We start from the raw sequence: 17,378 nt of genomic DNA, 5'->3' as shown, positions 1-17,378 counted from the left end.
ATAGCTGACGCTCAACAAGCATAAAGCACTATCAAATAAAAATACTCACTGGAAAAACTCTAGTAAAAATAACTAATGTAGTTTCGAAAAGTGATGTTTTAGAGGTTAGTTTTCACTTACTTGTCGGCAACGGGGTAGCCTTATGGGCGGGAACGTGTTCAGAAATCGGAAAAGAATGCGAGGTTGAGGTTAGTCTGGATGATATTTTTTACTGGGGCAAAAATATCAAACCATCGTCCAAAAACGTTGATCGGATTTACTCAGCAGCGGGTAGAACATACCTTACTGAAATCGATAAGGTACCGGCCCAAAAGCCAGGCTATGTGGATTTAATAACAACCCAAATCCACCTTTACCCAACAAACGTTTAACCAAAACAAGGACTTCCCGGCAAGGTGGCATTATCAATAAGAAGCACCTTCTTGCGACAAATTCTCATCCCCTCTACCATCCCCACCTCAACCACTCCCCCAAAAGCGCCGCCCCGCCATGCCCGACTCCCCTGGCAACCGCAACCTCGGCCCGCTCTACCGCCGTCATCGCGGCGAACTCCTGGCCTACCTCACGCGCCGGGTGAACTGCCGCGAAACCGCCAACGACCTTTTGCAAGACGCCTTCATCCGCCTGATGAACAGCGAAGTCGCCAAGATCGGCAACGTGCGCGCGTTCCTCTACCGTATCGCCAATAACCTGAGCATCGACCACGCCCGGCGCAACCGCGTACGCGGCGTCAACGATGACCACGAACTGCAAACGCTCACCGGCGATGCCGACCCGCAAAGCAGTGCGATTGCCGGCAATACCCTGGAACACCTGCAACGCCTGATCGACGGCTTGCCCTCACCCACTCGTGAAGTGTTTCTGCTGGCTCGGGTGGAGCAATTGAGCTACAAGGAGATTGCCGTCCGTCTGAATATTGATGCCCGGGCGGTGGAGCGGCATTTGAACAAGGCCATGGCCCATTGCACCGCAGCCCTGCACGCAACCGAGTCCCGATGAACGATCAGCCACCCCCTTCGCCGTCCGAACGTGACCAGCAAGCCCTGGACTGGTTTACCCGCCTGCGTGGGGAAAACGTGACGTTTCAAGAACTCAACGCGTTTGCGCAGTGGCGCGAAGACCCGCTGAATGCCCACGCCTACCAAAACGCCGAGACGCTCTGGCAATTGCTGGAGCGCCCCGCGCGGGCAGTCCGCCATCAGGACCGCCGTCGGCCGCCAGCCCGACGCTGGACCTACGCCGCCGCTGCCTGCCTGGTACTCGCCGCCGGTGCGATATCCCTGGGCACGCCACCAATCAGCAGTTGGGGCAGTGACTACACCACCGCTACCGGGCAGCAGCAGGACATCACCCTGGCCGACGGTTCACACCTGCACCTGGACAGCGACAGCGCGCTCGATATCGACCTTACCTCCGATGAGCGCCGGGTGAACCTGCATCGCGGCCGGGTGTATCTGCAGGTCAGCCACGATGGTCGACCGTTTGTGGTGCAAGCCGGTAACACGCGGGTTCGGGTGCTGGGCACCGAGTTTTCCGTCGCGCATAACGACAAGACCGACGAAATCATTCTGTTACGCGGCAGTGTTGAAGTGGCCGCAGCCGGTGAGCATCAACAACTGCACCCCGGCGAACAGTTGCGTGTGGTGAGCGGGCACGTGCAAGCACCGCAAGCCGTGGACGCCGAACGCTTGCTGGCCTGGCGCGAAGGCCAGCTACGTGTGCGGGACGCTCCCTTGCGCGAGGTGCTTGAGGAGTTGGTGCGCTATCAAGGCGGCCACGTGATCTGGCTCGACGATAAAGTCGGGCAACGCACCATCAGCGCCAGCTTCAACCTGAATCAGATAGACAGCGCCCTGGATGCCCTGATCAACAGCCAGAAACTGCGCACCACCGCCCTCACCCGTCGCGTCCTGATCGTGCGGGGCTGACGCTGCAGTAAAATTATTTTCAGCGACCACGGTAATTTCCATTTCTGCTGCGTCTTACCCCGCACTTAGGAAGCATTATCATTTGTATCTCGGGGGAGGACGTATGCCATATTCACCATTCACAGGGTTCAAACGCTTGCCGCTGGCCATCGCGTTGTTGGGCGCCGGCGCGTTGCAGCCGATTGCCGTGGCACAGGCGGTGGAGGCAAAAACCACTGAGGCAAACGCGCAGCGTTTCAACTTCGATATCGCCGCCCAGACGCTGGCCGACGCGCTTGACCAGTTTGCCCTGCAAAGCGGCTATCAAGTGCTCTACGACGCAGGGCAAGCCAAAGGCCTGCGCTCCGCCGAGTTGCATGGCCAACTGACGGCGCAGCAAGCACTGAACGTGCTGACTCGTGGCACCCAGGCGGTTTACACCCAGCCCAACGCCAGCAGCTTTGTCATCGACATCCCGGCGTCCACCGGGAGCCCCCTGCAACTCTCTCCCGTGAGTATTTCCGGCAAGGCGCCTGGGTCCACCACCGAACACACCGGTTCCTACACGACGCAATCCTCCAGCAGCTCGACCCGGCTGAATATTCCTCTCAAGGAAACACCGCAATCCGTCACCGTGATTACCCAGCAGCGCATGGAAGACCAGCGGCTTTCCAACCTGACTGACGCCCTGGAAGCCACCTCCGGCATCACCGTGGTTCGCGAAGGCCTGGGGGCGGACTCCGACGCGTACTACTCCCGCGGTTTCCAGATCAATAACTATGAAATCGATGGCGTGCCGACCTCATCGAAGATGGACAACTACACGCAAAACACTGCCATGTATGACCGGGTCGAGGTGGTGCGCGGCGCGACCGGCCTGATCAGCGGCATGGGCCAGCCCTCCGCTACCATCAACCTGATCCGCAAACGCCCAACGGACACTGCGCAAGCGACGATTCGCGGCGAAGCCGGCAGTTGGGACCGCTATGGCACATCGGTGGATGTCTCCGGGCCGCTGACCGATACCGGCAATATCCGTGGCCGCCTGGTGCTGGACTACAAGAACCAGCACAGTTGGGTCGACCGCTACAAACAAGACTCTGACCTGGTCTACGGCATCACCGAGTTCGACCTCAGCGAAAGCACGCTGCTGACCGCCGGCTTCAGCTACCTGACCGTGCATACCGACGCACCACCGCGTAGTGGTTTCCCACTGTTCTACGGTGATGGCCAACGCAGCACCAATGGCCAGCGGACCGATTTCAAGCGCTCCTATAACACCGCCACGAATTGGTCCTTTTACGATCACGACCAGAGCAGTTTCTTCACGTCCCTGGAACAGCAGTTCGATAACGGCTGGAGCGCCAAGGTCGAATTCAGCCATACCGAAAACAAATACGACTCGGCCATCGACTACCTCTCCGGCCCCATCGACCAAACCACCGGCCTGGGCGGCGTGGTGGTACCGAACAAGTTCAAGGGCAACCCCAAGCAAAACGCCATTGATGCCTACGTCACCGGCCCGTTCGAACTCTTCGGCCGCGAGCATGAGCTGATCGCAGGCATCAACCTGTCACAGATCCGCAATACCAACGCACCGGATTACGGCGGCTGGATGCGCGGCTGGACCGGCTACGAAGGTGCCGTCGGCCCGATCTATGACTGGAGCGGCAGCGCCAACACACCGAACTTCGTGAAGAAAGGCGAACAGGACTTCAAAGAAAATCAATACGCCGGCTACATCACCTCGCGCTGGCACCTCAACGACGACACCAGCCTGATTCTGGGCAGCCGCGTGATCGACTGGAAGCAAACCGACGAAACCCGCTACACCGACCCCGATTACACCGACATCAGCATCAAGCGCAAAGAAAACGGCGTGGTCATCCCCTACGCGGGCATCGTTTACGACCTGAGCGAGGTGTGGGCGGTGTACGCCAGCTACACCAAGATCTTCAACCCGCAAAGCGAACAGACCGTCACCGGCTCCTATCTGGAACCTTTGGAGGGCACGGGCTACGAGCTTGGGGTCAAGGCCAGCCTTAATGACGACAAGCTGAACGCCAGCCTGGCGTTGTTCAAGCTTGAACAGGACAACCTCCCACAAGCCGACATCGGCGCCCTGACGCCTGCGGGCTGGCAGGCCTACACCGCCGCCCAAGGCACCACCACTGAAGGCGTGGAGCTGGAACTCAACGGCGAACTGGCCCAGGACTGGAATATTGCCGGGGGCTACACCTACAGCGTCAGCCGTAACGCCGATGATCAGCGGATTTCTGCGCAGATCCCGCGCCACAGCCTGAAGATGTTCACCACCTATCGCCTGTCTGGCCCGCTGGACAAGCTGACCGTGGGCGGTGGTTTCAATTGGCAGAGCAAGACCGGCTTTGACCTGCGCTACTACACCCAGGAAAGCTACGCCGTGGCCAACCTGATGGCGCGCTATGAGATCACCAAAAACCTGTCGGCCACGGTTAACTTGAACAATGTGTTCGACAAGGAATACTTCACGACCACCAGCGCCGGCGTCTACGGCGCCCCGCGCAACCTGATGACCGGCTTCAAGTACGACTTCTGATCGACGGTGAGCCGAATAGCCTGGCTAATCGGCTCATTCAATGAGCCGAACAAGCCCGTTATCCGGCTCACACACACCCGCAAATCCCCCCGCTCATTTGCCCCAATCCCCCTTGTCTGCTAGTGTCGCGCCGGTTTACCGTCTACCGGAATAGCCGCCATGGCCCGCAAAAAAGTTGCACTCGATTTCGAACAATCCCTCGCCGACCTGCAAACCCTGGTCGAGCGGATGGAGAACGGCGAGTTGTCGCTGGAAGACTCGCTGACGGCATTTGAGCAAGGCATCGGCCTGACCCGCGACTGCCAGAGCGCCCTGGCGCAGGCCGAGCAGAAGGTGCAGGTGTTGCTGGAACGCGACGGGGAGTTGGCCGAAGAACCTTTCGATGCGGAACAGCCTGAATGATCGACGTTTATCAGGCCGGCAGCCAGGCCCGGGTCAATGCTGCGCTGGAACCGCTGTTTGTGGCGCCAAGTCCCGAGCTGAACCGCCTGTATGACGCCATGCGCTACAGCGTGATGAACGGCGGCAAACGCGTGCGCCCGTTGCTCGCCTATGCGGCCTGCGAAGCACTCGGCGCCCAGCCGGAGGAAGCCAACGGCGCCGCCTGTGCGGTGGAGTTGATTCACGCCTATTCCCTGGTACACGACGATTTGCCGGCGATGGACGACGACGACCTGCGTCGCGGCCAGCCCACTACCCATAAAGCCTTTGATGAAGCCTGCGCGATTCTCGCCGGTGACGGTCTGCAAAGCCTGGCGTTCAGCGCCCTGCTGGACCCGCGCCTGAGCAGCGTCACCGCCGAGGTCCGCCTGCGCATGGTCACCGCGCTGGCGGCGGCCGCAGGGCCGGCCGGGATGGTCGGCGGGCAGGCGATTGACCTGGGCTCGGTTGGCCTGAAGCTCGATCAGCAAGCCCTGGAATACATGCACCGCCACAAGACCGGCGCGCTGATCGAGGCCGCCGTGCACCTCGGCGCCCTGGCCAGTGGCCGGGCCGAGGCCACGCAACTGGCAGCCTTGCAAACCTACGCGCGGGCCATCGGCCTGGCGTTCCAGGTGCAGGACGATATTCTCGACGTTGAAAGTGATACCGCCACCCTGGGCAAACGCCAGGGTGCCGATATCGCACGGGACAAGCCGACATATCCTTCGCTGCTCGGCCTGGAAGCCGCCAAGGCCTACGCCCTGGAGCTGCGGGACCAGGCACTCGATGCCCTGCGACCTTTCGACGCGGCAGCCGAGCCACTGCGTGACCTGGCGCGGTATATCGTCGAACGTCGCCACTGACAGCACCGGCCTTTTCCACCGCATATCAGCCAAGTTCGGCGCTCTGCGTGGGCAGTTTGCGATGCTTGAGGTAAACTGCCGCCTCTTCTATACCTATAACGATTCGCCTGATGCCCACGACGTTTCAAGAGATTCCCCGCAAGCGCCCGGCCACGCCCCTGCTGGACCGTGCCAACACGCCAGCCGGCCTGCGCCGCCTGGGTGAAGCCGAGCTGGAAACCCTGGCCGATGAGTTGCGCCTCGAATTGCTCTACACGGTCGGCCAGACCGGTGGGCATTTTGGTGCCGGCCTGGGCGTCATCGAGCTGACCATCGCGCTGCATTACGTATTCGACACCCCGGACGACCGGCTGGTGTGGGACGTGGGTCATCAGGCCTATCCGCACAAAATCCTCACCGGACGCCGCGAGCGCATGGCCAGCCTGCGCCAGAAGGACGGCATCGCCGCCTTCCCGCGTCGCGCCGAGAGCGAGTACGACACCTTTGGCGTCGGCCACTCCAGCACCTCCATCAGTGCAGCGCTGGGCATGGCGATTGCCGCCCGCCTGCAGAACAGCGATCGCAAAGCGATTGCGGTGATCGGTGATGGCGCGTTGACCGCCGGCATGGCCTTCGAGGCGCTGAACCACGCGCCGGAAGTGAACGCCAACATGCTGGTGATCCTCAACGACAACGACATGTCGATCTCGCGCAATGTCGGTGGGCTGTCGAATTACCTGGCAAAAATCCTCTCCAGCCGCACCTACGCCAGCATGCGTGAAGGCAGCAAGAAGGTACTCTCGCGCCTGCCAGGCGCGTGGGAAATTGCCCGTCGTACCGAAGAATATGCCAAGGGCATGTTGGTTCCCGGCACCCTGTTCGAAGAGCTGGGCTGGAACTACATCGGCCCGATCGATGGCCACGACCTGCCGACGCTGATCGCCACCCTGCGCAACATGCGTGACCTCAAAGGCCCGCAGTTCCTGCACATCGTCACCAAGAAAGGCAAAGGCTTCGCCCCGGCGGAAGTCGACCCGATTGGTTACCACGCGATCACCAAGCTTGAGCCCCTGGACGCTCCGGCCGCCGCGCCGAAGAAGCCGAGTGGGCCCAAGTATTCCGGCGTATTTGGCGAATGGCTGTGCGACATGGCCGCCGCCGACCCGCGCCTGGTGGGCATCACCCCGGCGATGAAGGAAGGTTCCGACCTGGTAGCGTTCAGCGAGCAGTTCCCGCTGCGCTATTTCGACGTGGCTATCGCCGAGCAACATGCAGTGACTTTCGCCGCTGGCATGGCCTGTGAAGGCGCCAAGCCGGTGGTAGCGATCTACTCCACGTTCCTGCAACGTGGTTATGACCAGTTGATTCATGACGTCGCGGTGCAGAACCTCGACGTGTTGTTCGCCATCGACCGTGCCGGTCTGGTGGGCGAAGACGGGCCGACTCACGCTGGCAGCTTCGACCTGTCGTACCTGCGTTGCATCCCCGGCATGCTGGTGATGACCCCGAGCGACGAGAACGAACTGCGCAAGATGCTCAACACCGGCCACCTGTACAACGGCCCGGCCGCCGTGCGTTATCCGCGTGGGAATGGTCCGAATGCAGTGATCGAAAAAGACCTTGAGCCTATCGAGATCGGCAAGGGCATTGTCCGTCGCCAAGGCAGCAAGGTTGCCTTGCTGGTATTCGGCGTGCAATTGACCGAAGCCATGAAAGTGGCAGAGAAGATCGACGCCACGGTGGTCGACATGCGCTTCGTCAAACCACTGGATGAAGCGCTGGTGCGCGAGATCGCCGGCAGCCATGAGCTGCTGGTGACCCTTGAAGAAAACGCCATCATGGGCGGTGCCGGTGCGGCAGTCAGCGAGTTCCTGGCGCGGGAGAACATCCTCAAGTCCGTGCTGCATTTGGGCTTGCCTGACGTGTATGTCGAACATGCCAAGCCAGCGCAGATGCTGGCCGAGTGCGGGCTGGATGAAGCGGGCATTGAAGTGTCGGTTCGTCAGCGCATGGCACTCTTGAACCTGTAAACAACAATCAAATGTGGGAGCTGGCTTGCCTGCTCCCACATTGGTTTTGCATGGCCTTGACGCTACGGACAGCCCATGAACCGCCTTCGCCTTGCCCTGCCTCTTTTGTTATTGCCCGCCACCGACTTGCTCGCCGACAGCTTCGAGCGCGACGAAGCCCTGAAGCTGCCCGACGTGGTCATCAGCGCCAACCGCCAGGTCCAGGCGCGCAATGACAGCAGCGCTGCCAACACCGTCTTCACCCGCGACGACATCGACCGCCTGCAACCCACCAGCGTGACCGACCTGCTTAACCGCGTGCCCGGCGTACAGGTTTCACAAGCCGGCGGCCGTGGCAGCCTGGCGAGCATTTACATTCGCGGCACCAAATCGGCTCAAAGCCTGGTGCTGGTAGACGGACAGCGCATCGGCAATTCGACCTCCGGCGACAGCAACCTGCAGCACTTGAACATCCAGCAGATCGAACGGGTAGAAGTGCTGCGCGGTTCGCGTTCAGTGATCTACGGCAGCGATGCGATTGGTGGGGTGATTCAGATTTTCACCCGGCGCGGCAGCCAGTCCGGCCTACAGCCCCGTATGCATGTGGGATTTGGCAGTAACCAGACGTGGGAACGCAGCCTCGGCTTGTCCGGCGGCGACGGGCAAACCCGGTTCAACCTCGGTGCCAGCCTGGATGACACTGCCGGCATCGATCGCACCCACGCCTCCTACCCAAGCGATGGCGACCATGATGCCTATCGCAACCAGTCCACCAGTTTCAGCCTGAGCCATGCCTTTAACGATGACTTCGAAGCGGGCGTGAACGTGCTGGATAACCGCGGTAAAAGCGAATTCGACAACCCCTTCGGTCGCTTCGATACAGCCACCTTCCAAAGCTTCCAGCAAAAACCCTACTCCGACTTCACCGTAAGCAGCGTCAGCGGCTATGTCGACGCCCGCATCAATGACGTGTGGAAGTCCCGGCTGGAAGCGGGCCACAGCGAAAACCGCGAAGACACCCTGGACAAGCTCAGTACCGAACGCAGTGTGTTCAACACCTACCGCAACTCGCTGAACTGGCAGAACGACCTGACCCTCAACGAGCAGAACAGCCTGATCCTGGGCGGCGACTGGTACGAAGATCGGGTCAACAGCAGCGCCCAACTGAATGAAGACAGTCGCTGGAACCGCGCCGCGTTTATCCAGCACCGTTTCCAGGCGCAATCCTTCTCCACCGAACTGGGCCTGCGCCGCGACCAGAACCAGCAGTTCGGCGGCCACAACAGCTGGAGCGGCACCTTCACCCTGCCGCTGAATCCGGACAATGATCTGTTGTTGAGCTACAGCGAGGGCTTCCGGGCGCCAACCTTCAACGACCTCTACTACCCGGATGACAGCTACGGGACAAACAGCAACCCGAACCTGAAGCCCGAAACCTCGAAAAGCTACGAAGTGCAGTGGCGCAGCCAACTCAGCGACACCCTGCGGCTCGAAACCTCGCTGTACCGCACCGATATTCAGGATGCGATCATATTCGCCAGCAACGGCCCGCAAAACGTCAGCTCGGCGCGCATCAACGGTTTTGAAGCGGCGCTCAAGCAAGAGCTGTTTGGCTGGCAAAGCAGCCTCGGCATAGCACTGATCGACCCACGGGACCGCGACACCGGGCGCACACTGGCGCGTCGAGCCAGGCGCACCGTGAGCCTGGACCTGGATCGCCAGTTCGATCAGTTCGGCGTCGGCGCCAGCTGGCAGGCGGTCAGCAGCAGCTACGACGACGCGGCGAACCAGCAACGCCTGGGCGGGTACGGTTTGCTCGGACTGCGGGGCAGTTGGGCGTTAAATCGTGAGATCACACTGGAAATGAAGCTCGATAACCTGCTGGACAAAGCCTACAGCAGGGCGCTGTATCAGTACCAAGGCCAGCAATATGGTTATCGGGAAGAAGGTCGGGCACTGATGTTCGGGGTGACCTGGAGCCCGGAAATCTAAGGCGTCGGCACCGGCCTCATCGCGGGCAAGCCCGGCTCCCACAGGGGGCCGTGTAATCCAGACGACTCGGTCAAATGTGGGAGCTGGCTTGCCTGCGATAGCGGTCTCACAGACTCGGTGCAATCACCTGACACAACCGCGCCACCGCTTCCAGCATCTGCCCGCTGGGTCGCTCCAGGCCTTTGTCGGGCACCAGCAGCAAGTGCCCGCCAGCCACCGCTGCCACTTGTGGCCAGGCCTTCCAGGCATCCAGCTGCGCTTGATCGCCCGCCAGGATCACCTCGGGATTGCGCTGCAACACCGCCTCGATGCTGACCTGCGGCGCCGGCAGCTTGAGGTCGTCGAACACATTGCGCGCGCCGCACACACCCAGCGCATCGCTGATGATTTGCCCGCCGCCTACGGTATAAAGCGGCTGGTTCCAAACCTGATAAAACACCCGCAACGGCTCGGCCCGGTGATAGCGCGAGCGCAACTCGGCCAGGCGCTGACGCAACTGTGCGGCCAATTGCCGACCAGCATCTGCCCGCCCTAGTTGCCGGGCAATGGTTTCGACCTGCGAGGTGAGTTGTTCGAGGCTATGGGGTTCGGCGACAAACACCGGGATGTTCAGCCGTTGCAGCTGTTCACGCTGCGCCGGGCCGACGCTGCCGGGCCAGAGCAGAATCAGGTCCGGCTTGAGGCTGAACAGCCGCTCCATGTCCAACTGCCCGTAGCGCCCGACCGATGGCACGTTCGCCAAGGCCGTTGGCCGCTCGCCGCCATCCAGCACGCCCACCAGCAAATCGGCAGCGCCCAGCTCAACGACGATTTCAGACAAGGAAGGAGCAAGGCTGACAACCCGCTCGACCGCCGCAGCCTGCGCCGCGACAACCAGCAGCAACACCGCCAGCCAGGCGCGCATCAACCCAACTGACGCGGGATGCGATAGAGGTAAAACAGCACCAGCGTCGACAGCGCCAGCAGAAACAGCGGCACTGCTTCCAGCCCGACAAACACCGCCAGCGCGCCGACCCAGGCCGGCAACGCAGCCACCAGCAACGCCACACGGCGACGGGCCGCGAGGGTGATCCAGGCCGCTGGTTCGTCGGGGGTATCGAGGGCTTTGCCGGTGGCGATCAATGCGTGTTTATAGCCGTGAAAATAGCGCAGGCTCACAAACATGGAGGCTACGCCTGCGATAAAAAACGGCGTCGCCAGCACCGGCAGCAAAGGCTCGGCCTTGCCAAACACCAGGTTGATCACAAACAACGGCACCAGCGCCAACGCCAGGTATTGCCACCAGTTAAACGACAGTCGCCGCTTTACCTGGCCGCGCGTCACGCCCGGTCGGCCTCGCCCTGGTGCTCGTTGCCCATCATGTGGTCGAGCTTGCTGGCCTTGGTGGCCAGGTAGAGTTTGTTGTGCGGGTTGTGCCCGGTGTGCAGCGGCACGCGCTCGGCAACGGTGATGCCCATCTCGGTCAAGGCCTTGACCTTGCGCGGGTTGTTGGTCATCAGCCGCAGGGATTTGACGCCCAGGTGCTGGAGCATCGGCAGGCAGATCGCGTAGTCGCGCTGATCGGCCGCAAAGCCCAGGCGCTCGTTGGCTTCAACGGTGTCGGCGCCGCCATCTTGCAGCTCGTAGGCGCGGATCTTGTTCAGCAGGCCAATGCCACGGCCTTCCTGACGCAAGTACAGCAACACGCCACGGCCTTCACGGGCGATGGCCTGCAAGGCGGCTTCCAGTTGCGAGCCGCAGTCACAGCGCTGGCTGAACAGGGCGTCGCCGGTCAGGCATTCGGAGTGCACGCGGCCAAGGACCGGGGCGCCGTCGGCCACATCACCGAGGCTCAGAACAACGTGTTCGCGCCCGGTGGCTTCTTCAAGAAAGCCATTCATGGTGAACGTGGCAAAAGGGGTTGGCAGCTTGGAAGCGGCAACGAAAACGACGGGCACCGTGTGCTCCTGATTTCAGATTTCACAGGGGACAGATTGTAACAGCAGGTTCCTACAGACGCTTAAGCTGAATTGTCGCTGATAAAGATCAATAGGTTCGATTGGCCTTCAGCTTGGTTCTATGCTTTTCAGAAATGTTGATAGCCACGCAGGGCTGGCGTGATGTCCTGGCCAGCCGCATCCAACAGGGTAACACCCTGCCCCGCCGCGACCCGGCCGATCACATGCACCGGCACGCCGGCAGCCAGCAACGGCGCCAGTTCGGCAGGCGGCAAGGTGAACGCCAGCACATAGTCGTCACCGCCACTCAACGCAGCCACCCGGGCGTCCGCGTCGCCGACAAACGCCAACAAGGCCGCCGACAACGGCAATTTTTGCTGCTCGATCAACAAGCTGACAGCTGAAGCCTTGGCGATATGCCCGCAATCAGCCAACAGGCCGTCGGAAATATCCATGGCGGACGTCGCCTTGCCCCGCAGCGCCAAACCCAGCGCCAGCTGCGGTTGCGGCGACCAGTAATGGGCCAGCAGCGGCTCGGCGATAGCGACCTCTGCCGTACGCTGCCCCAGCACCAGCGGCAATGCACCCGCCGCATTGCCCAACTCGCCACCGACACACAGCAAGTCACCAGGCTGTGCGCCGCTGCGCGTGAGTGCCTGCCCCGCCGGCACCCGGCCAAATACGGTCATGGTCAGGCTCAGTGGCCCACGGGTGGTGTCGCCACCCACCAACACCACACCGCAAGCCTGGGCCATGGCGTTCAGCCCCTGGGCATAGCGTTGCAGCCAACCGGCATCAACCGTCGGGGTGGTCAGGGCAAGGGTAAATGCGAGGGGGTTGGCGCCCATGGCGGCCAGATCGCTGACTGCCACGGCCAGCGAGCGCTGGCCGAGCAGAAACGGATCGCAGGGGTCGGCAAAATGCACGCCGGCCACCAAGGTATCGGTAGATATCGCCAGTTGTTCCCCGGGAGGAACCGCCAGCAAGGCGCAGTCGTCGCCAATCCCCAGTGCAATGCCTTCGCCGCCCTGCGCACAAGGCGCGGCGGCGAAGTAGTTGCGGATCAGCTCAAACTCGCCCATTGCGTCAGCAAGCGCCAGTTAGCGCTTGTACGCCTTCACTTCGGCTTCACGCAGGCGCGGGGCCAGCTTGTCGAGCACGCCGTTGACGAACTTGTGACCGTCGGTGGAACCGTAGACTTTCGCCAGTTCGATCCCTTCGTTGATCACCACGCGGTACGGCACGTCGACGCGCTTGAGCAGTTCCCAGGTGGACAGGCGCAGTACGGCCAGTTCAACCGGGTCCAGCTCGTCGATCGCCAGGTCCAGGCACGGCGTGAGTGCAGCGTCGATCTCGGCCAGGTTGGCCGGAACACCGTGCAGGATGTCGTGGAAGTAGCTGGCATCGGCCGCGCTGAAATCGTTGTCGACGCGAAATTGCGCTTCGATTTCGTTCAACGAGGTTTTTGCCATGTGGCGCTGGTACAAGGCCTGGGTCGCGAGCTGGCGGGCCGAACGACGCTTTTCGCTTTTCGATGGCTTGCCGGCGTCTGCTGGGCGCGGGTCCTGGGGGTTGAACTGATCGCTGTCGTCGCTAATCACTTGGCCTCCAACTGTGCCAACAGGCTAACCATTTCCAGGGCGGACAGGGCAGCTTCAGCACCTTTGTTGCCGGCCTTGGTGCCGGAACGTTCGATGGCTTGCTCAATGGAATCAACGGTCAGCACGCCAAAGGCGACCGGCACGCCGAACTCCATGGACACCTGGGCCAGGCCCTTGGTGCATTCGCCAGCCACGTATTCGAAGTGCGGAGTGCCGCCTCGAATGACCGCGCCCAGGGCGATGATCGCCGCGTATTCACCCTGCTGTGCAACTTTTTGCGCAACCAGTGGAATTTCGAAGGCGCCAGGAGCGCGGATGATTGTGATGTCGCTTTCGCTCACACCGTGGCGAACCAGGGCATCCACGGCACCGCTTACCAGGCTTTCAACCACGAAGCTGTTGAAGCGGCCAACCACCAGGGCATAGCGGCCTTTGGGGGCAATGAAGGTACCTTCGATGGTCTTCAGGGTCATTCGACAAATCTCTTAAAGAGCCGGGACGCGCCTAGTGCGCGCCCCTCAGTGATATTTGAACCGCGAACAAGGGGTAAACAACGCCGGCCTTTATTCGGAGGGCACGTATTCTACTACTTCCAGGTCGAAACCGGATATGGCATTAAATTTCATCGGTGCGCTCATCAGGCGCATTTTGCGTACGCCCAGGTCCCGCAGGATCTGCGAACCGGCACCGACGATGCTGTAGGTGGTCGGTTTTTTCACCGGCGCGTGGTCGGCAGTTTCGCGGATATGCGCCAGCAACACATCGCCATCCAGCGGATGGCCCAGCAGCAATACAACCCCGCTGCCGGCCTCGGACACCGCAGACATCGCGGCCCGCAGGCTCCAGCGCCCCGGTTGCTTGACCATCAGCAGGTCGCGCAGCGGGTCCATGTTGTGCACCCGCACCAGGGTCGGCTCTTCAGCGCAGATGGTGCCCAGGGTCAGGGCCATGTGCACATCGCCTTCTACCGAATCACGATAGGTCACCAGGTTGAACTGGCCCAATTCGCTGTCCAGCGGCTGCTCGGCAATCCGCTGAACGGTACGTTCGTGGATCATCCGGTAGTGAATCAGGTCGGCAATGGTGCCGATCTTGATGTTGTGCAGTACGGCAAATTCTTCCAGCTCGGCGCGACGGGACATGGTGCCGTCGTCGTTCATCACTTCACAGATCACACCGCTCGGCTCGAAACCGGCCATGCGCGCCAGGTCGCAGGCGGCTTCGGTGTGGCCGGCGCGAGCCAGGGTGCCACCCGGCTGGGCCATCAACGGGAAGATATGGCCAGGGCTGACGATGTCTTCAGCCTTGGCGTCTTTTGCGGCGGCGGCTTGTACGGTGCGGGCGCGGTCAGCAGCGGAGATGCCGGTGGTGACACCGGTGGTGGCTTCGATGGACACGGTGAACTTGGTGCCAAACCCCGAACCATTGCGCGGCGCCATCAACGGCAGCTTCAACAGCTCGCAGCGCTCGCGGCTCATCGGCATGCAGATCAGGCCACGGGCGTGCTTGGCCATGAAGTTGATGTGTTCCGGCTGGCAGCACTCGGCGGCCATGATCAGGTCGCCTTCGTTCTCGCGGTCTTCGTCATCCATGAGGATGACCATCTTGCCTTGGCGGATGTCTTCAACCAGTTCTTCGATGCTGTTGAGCGCCACGCGGCACCCCCTTGGGTCAGGATTTAAGGTAGCCGTTGGCGGCTAGAAAGCTTTCAGTGAGGTTACTGCCGGTTGGCTCTGCGGCCTTATCGCCCAACAGCAGGCGCTCCAGGTAACGGGCAAGCAAGTCGACTTCCAGGTTCACCCGGCGACCTGGCTGGTACGACGCCATAATGGTTTCGCTCAGGGTGTGGGGAATGATGGTCAGTTCAAATTCGGCGCCATTCACGGCGTTAACCGTCAGGCTGGTGCCGTCGACGGTGATCGAGCCCTTATGGGCAATGTACTTGGCCAGCTCTTTGGGTGCGCGGATGCGGAACTCCACGGCACGCGCATTTTCGCTGCGGGCGACAACTTCGCCCACTCCGTCGACGTGGCCGCTGACCAGGTGCCCGCCGAGGCGGGTGGTCGGGGTCAGGGCTTTTTCCAGGTTCACCGGGCTGCCGCTCTTGAGGTCGTTCATCGCGGTGCAGTCCAGGGTTTCCCGGCTGACATCGGCGGCAAAGCCGTTGCCAGGCAATTCGATGACGGTCAGGCACACACCGCTGACGGCGATGCTGTCGCCCAGCTTGACGTCGCTCAGGTCGAGCTTGCCGGTTTCAACCAGCAGGCGGACGTCGCCGCCTTTTGGGGTCATTGCACGGATGCTGCCGATGGATTCGATGATGCCGGTGAACATGCCGTTCTCCTGAAGACGTGGCGCAGGCCGGTAATTATACGCTCGCTGATGGCACAGGAATGGCAGTGACTCGCCAGTCATCGCCCACAGCGCGCATTTCAGTGATCTTGAGTTGGGGGGCGTCGGCCAGTTTCTCAAGCGGCCAGTCCAGCAAAGGCCGGGCAGCGGAGCCAAGGAACTTGCCGGCGACGAATACCACGTATTCATCCACCAGCCCTTGCTGGGCGAATGCGCCCGCCAGGCTTGGGCCGGCTTCCACCAACACCTCGTTGACGCCGCGGGCCGCCAGGGCCACCAGCGCGGAACGCAGGTCGACCTGGCCGTCGACACCCGGCACCACCAGGCACTCAGGGCCAGTTGGGTATTGGTTGTCCGGCGTCACACAGGTGATAACCAGCGCAGGGCCGGCCTTGAAGAACGGCGCATTCAGCGGCACCCGCAGGCGGCCGTCGATCAGCACGCGCAGCGGCGGACGGGACATGGCCAGGGCGGTGGTTTGTTCATCCAGGCCCAGCTCGGCAGCGCGCACGGTCAGGCGGGCACCATCGGCCAGCACCGTGTCGGCGCCGGTCAGCACCACACTGGCCTGGGCCCGCAGGCGTTGCACGGCGGCGCGGGCGGCCGGGCCGGTGATCCACTGGCTTTCGCCATTGGCCATCGCGGTGCGCCCGTCCAGGCTCATGGCCAACTTGACCCGCACAAACGGCAGGCCATGTTCCATGCGCTTGAGAAAGCCCGGGTTCAGCGCCCGCGCTTCTTTTTCCAGCAAACCGCTGTGGGTCTCGATCCCGGCCTGGGCCAGACGGCGCATGCCGCGCCCGGCGACTTCCGGGTTCGGGTCCTGCATCGCCGCGACAACGCGGGCCAAACCGGCATTCACCAGCGCATCGGCGCACGGCGGCGTATGCCCATGGTGGCTGCACGGTTCAAGGGTCACGTAGGCCGTGGCGCCCCGGGCCTTGCCGCCCGCGGCGCGCAGGGCGTGGACTTCCGCATGGGGTTCGCCGGTACGCACATGCCAGCCTTCGCCGACAACTTGCCCGTCCCGCACGATCACGCAGCCAACCCGCGGGTTGGGGTGCGTGGTGTACAGGCCCTTGCGCGCCAGTTCCAGGGCGCGGGCCATGTAATGCGCGTCGAGTACCGCTTGTTCTGCCGAAGGTGGGTTCATTCTTTTACCGGCTCACGGGCCAGGCGGTCGATCTCTTCGCGGAACTCGTTGAGGTCCTGGAAGCGTCGATACACCGAGGCGAAACGGATATAGGCGACTTCGTCGAGCTTTTGCAGCTCGCCCATCACCAGTTCTCCAACCACCAGGGATTTGACTTCGCGCTCGCCGGTGGCACGCAGCTTGTGCTTGATATGCACCAGCGCCGCCTCCAGCCGCTCGACACTCACCGGGCGTTTTTCCAGGGCGCGCTGCATTCCGGCGCGCAGTTTTTCTTCGTCGAAAGGCTGGCGACTGCCGTCGGTCTTGATCAGACGTGGCAATACCAGTTCGGCGGTTTCGAAGGTGGTGAAACGCTCACCGCAGCCAGAGGCCAGGCATTCACGCCGGCGACGCACCTGTTCGCCCTCGGCGACCAGACGCGAGTCAATGACCTTGGTGTCGTTGGCACCGCAGAAGGGACAGTGCATGGTTGGCAGGCAACAAAAAATGGGAGGGCCATGGTAGCGCATCCCCGTGGCAAGACAAGCCATAGCCTTTACGGTATATAGGCTGACTATTATGTTTCATATTTTTTAAGCCACGGA

At 61.8% G+C, this 17,378-nt stretch carries 17 protein-coding genes; 7 read left to right on the top strand and 10 right to left on the bottom strand.

Annotated elements, in window-relative coordinates:
* The first annotated feature begins 489 nt into the window (after positions 1-489).
* The 7 genes from ACZRN6_RS21480 (at position 490) to ACZRN6_RS21450 (ending at position 9,751) form a co-directional block, all read left to right on the top strand.
* The gene (locus tag ACZRN6_RS21480; RefSeq protein ID WP_464008794.1) at positions 490-999 is read left to right on the top strand and encodes an RNA polymerase sigma factor; all 510 of its coding nucleotides are present in this window, start codon (positions 490-492) and stop codon (positions 997-999) included.
* On the top strand, positions 996-1,928 hold the full coding sequence (locus ACZRN6_RS21475) for a FecR family protein (protein ID WP_322147751.1): 933 nt from the start codon (positions 996-998) through the stop codon (positions 1,926-1,928). The genes ACZRN6_RS21480 and ACZRN6_RS21475 overlap by 4 nt, the downstream gene beginning before the upstream one ends.
* A gap of 103 nt (positions 1,929-2,031) precedes the next feature.
* The gene (locus ACZRN6_RS21470; RefSeq protein WP_464008793.1) at positions 2,032-4,485 is read left to right on the top strand and encodes a TonB-dependent siderophore receptor; all 2,454 of its coding nucleotides are present in this window, start codon (positions 2,032-2,034) and stop codon (positions 4,483-4,485) included.
* Between the two features lie 159 nt (positions 4,486-4,644).
* On the top strand, positions 4,645-4,887 hold the full coding sequence (locus ACZRN6_RS21465; RefSeq protein ID WP_003209964.1) for an exodeoxyribonuclease VII small subunit: 243 nt from the start codon (positions 4,645-4,647) through the stop codon (positions 4,885-4,887).
* A complete protein-coding gene (ispA, locus tag ACZRN6_RS21460; RefSeq protein WP_322147755.1) occupies positions 4,884-5,771 on the top strand; it encodes a (2E,6E)-farnesyl diphosphate synthase in 888 nt (295 codons plus the stop codon). The genes ACZRN6_RS21465 and ispA overlap by 4 nt, the downstream gene beginning before the upstream one ends.
* 110 nt (positions 5,772-5,881) lie before the next feature.
* Positions 5,882-7,780 (top strand): 1-deoxy-D-xylulose-5-phosphate synthase, encoded by a 1,899-nt coding sequence (gene dxs / locus ACZRN6_RS21455; protein ID WP_464008792.1) that lies wholly within the window; start codon positions 5,882-5,884, stop codon positions 7,778-7,780.
* Positions 7,781-7,855: 75 nt separating this feature from the next.
* On the top strand, positions 7,856-9,751 hold the full coding sequence (locus ACZRN6_RS21450) for a TonB-dependent receptor domain-containing protein (protein WP_464008791.1): 1,896 nt from the start codon (positions 7,856-7,858) through the stop codon (positions 9,749-9,751).
* Between the two features lie 106 nt (positions 9,752-9,857).
* Here the strand turns inward: ACZRN6_RS21450 and ACZRN6_RS21445 are convergent, their stop codons facing one another.
* From ACZRN6_RS21445 to nrdR, 10 genes are all read right to left on the bottom strand, one after another.
* The gene (locus ACZRN6_RS21445; protein ID WP_322147758.1) at positions 9,858-10,655 is read right to left on the bottom strand and encodes a cobalamin-binding protein; all 798 of its coding nucleotides are present in this window, start codon (positions 10,653-10,655) and stop codon (positions 9,858-9,860) included.
* On the bottom strand, positions 10,655-11,074 hold the full coding sequence (locus ACZRN6_RS21440; protein ID WP_464008790.1) for an MFS transporter: 420 nt from the start codon (positions 11,072-11,074) through the stop codon (positions 10,655-10,657). Before ACZRN6_RS21440 ends, ACZRN6_RS21445 begins: the two co-directional genes overlap by 1 nt.
* A complete protein-coding gene (gene ribA, locus ACZRN6_RS21435) occupies positions 11,071-11,688 on the bottom strand; it encodes a GTP cyclohydrolase II (RefSeq protein WP_177082943.1) in 618 nt (205 codons plus the stop codon). Before ribA ends, ACZRN6_RS21440 begins: the two co-directional genes overlap by 4 nt.
* A 128-nt stretch (positions 11,689-11,816) precedes the next feature.
* Complete coding sequence (gene thiL / locus ACZRN6_RS21430) at positions 11,817-12,770, bottom strand: thiamine-phosphate kinase (protein ID WP_464008789.1); 954 nt, start codon at positions 12,768-12,770, stop codon at positions 11,817-11,819.
* A gap of 18 nt (positions 12,771-12,788) precedes the next feature.
* Positions 12,789-13,289, bottom strand: coding sequence for a transcription antitermination factor NusB (nusB, locus tag ACZRN6_RS21425; RefSeq protein WP_088424451.1), 501 nt, complete (start codon positions 13,287-13,289; stop codon positions 12,789-12,791).
* The gene (gene ribH / locus ACZRN6_RS21420) at positions 13,286-13,762 is read right to left on the bottom strand and encodes a 6,7-dimethyl-8-ribityllumazine synthase (RefSeq protein WP_003209986.1); all 477 of its coding nucleotides are present in this window, start codon (positions 13,760-13,762) and stop codon (positions 13,286-13,288) included. The genes nusB and ribH overlap by 4 nt, the downstream gene beginning before the upstream one ends.
* Before the next feature lie 90 nt (positions 13,763-13,852).
* Positions 13,853-14,944 (bottom strand): bifunctional 3,4-dihydroxy-2-butanone-4-phosphate synthase/GTP cyclohydrolase II, encoded by a 1,092-nt coding sequence (gene ribBA / locus ACZRN6_RS21415; RefSeq protein ID WP_322147762.1) that lies wholly within the window; start codon positions 14,942-14,944, stop codon positions 13,853-13,855.
* Positions 14,945-14,960: 16 nt separating this feature from the next.
* Positions 14,961-15,623, bottom strand: a complete 663-nt coding sequence (locus ACZRN6_RS21410; protein ID WP_322147764.1) for a riboflavin synthase — start codon at positions 15,621-15,623, stop codon at positions 14,961-14,963.
* Between the two features lie 34 nt (positions 15,624-15,657).
* Positions 15,658-16,794 (bottom strand): bifunctional diaminohydroxyphosphoribosylaminopyrimidine deaminase/5-amino-6-(5-phosphoribosylamino)uracil reductase RibD, encoded by a 1,137-nt coding sequence (ribD, locus tag ACZRN6_RS21405; RefSeq protein WP_464008788.1) that lies wholly within the window; start codon positions 16,792-16,794, stop codon positions 15,658-15,660.
* Positions 16,791-17,261 (bottom strand): transcriptional regulator NrdR, encoded by a 471-nt coding sequence (nrdR, locus tag ACZRN6_RS21400; protein ID WP_003209990.1) that lies wholly within the window; start codon positions 17,259-17,261, stop codon positions 16,791-16,793. Before nrdR ends, ribD begins: the two co-directional genes overlap by 4 nt.
* Positions 17,262-17,378: the final 117 nt, after the last annotated feature.

Source organism: Pseudomonas sp. A125 (assembly GCF_055409485.1).
This window is presented reverse-complemented; position numbering and strand designations above follow the sequence as displayed.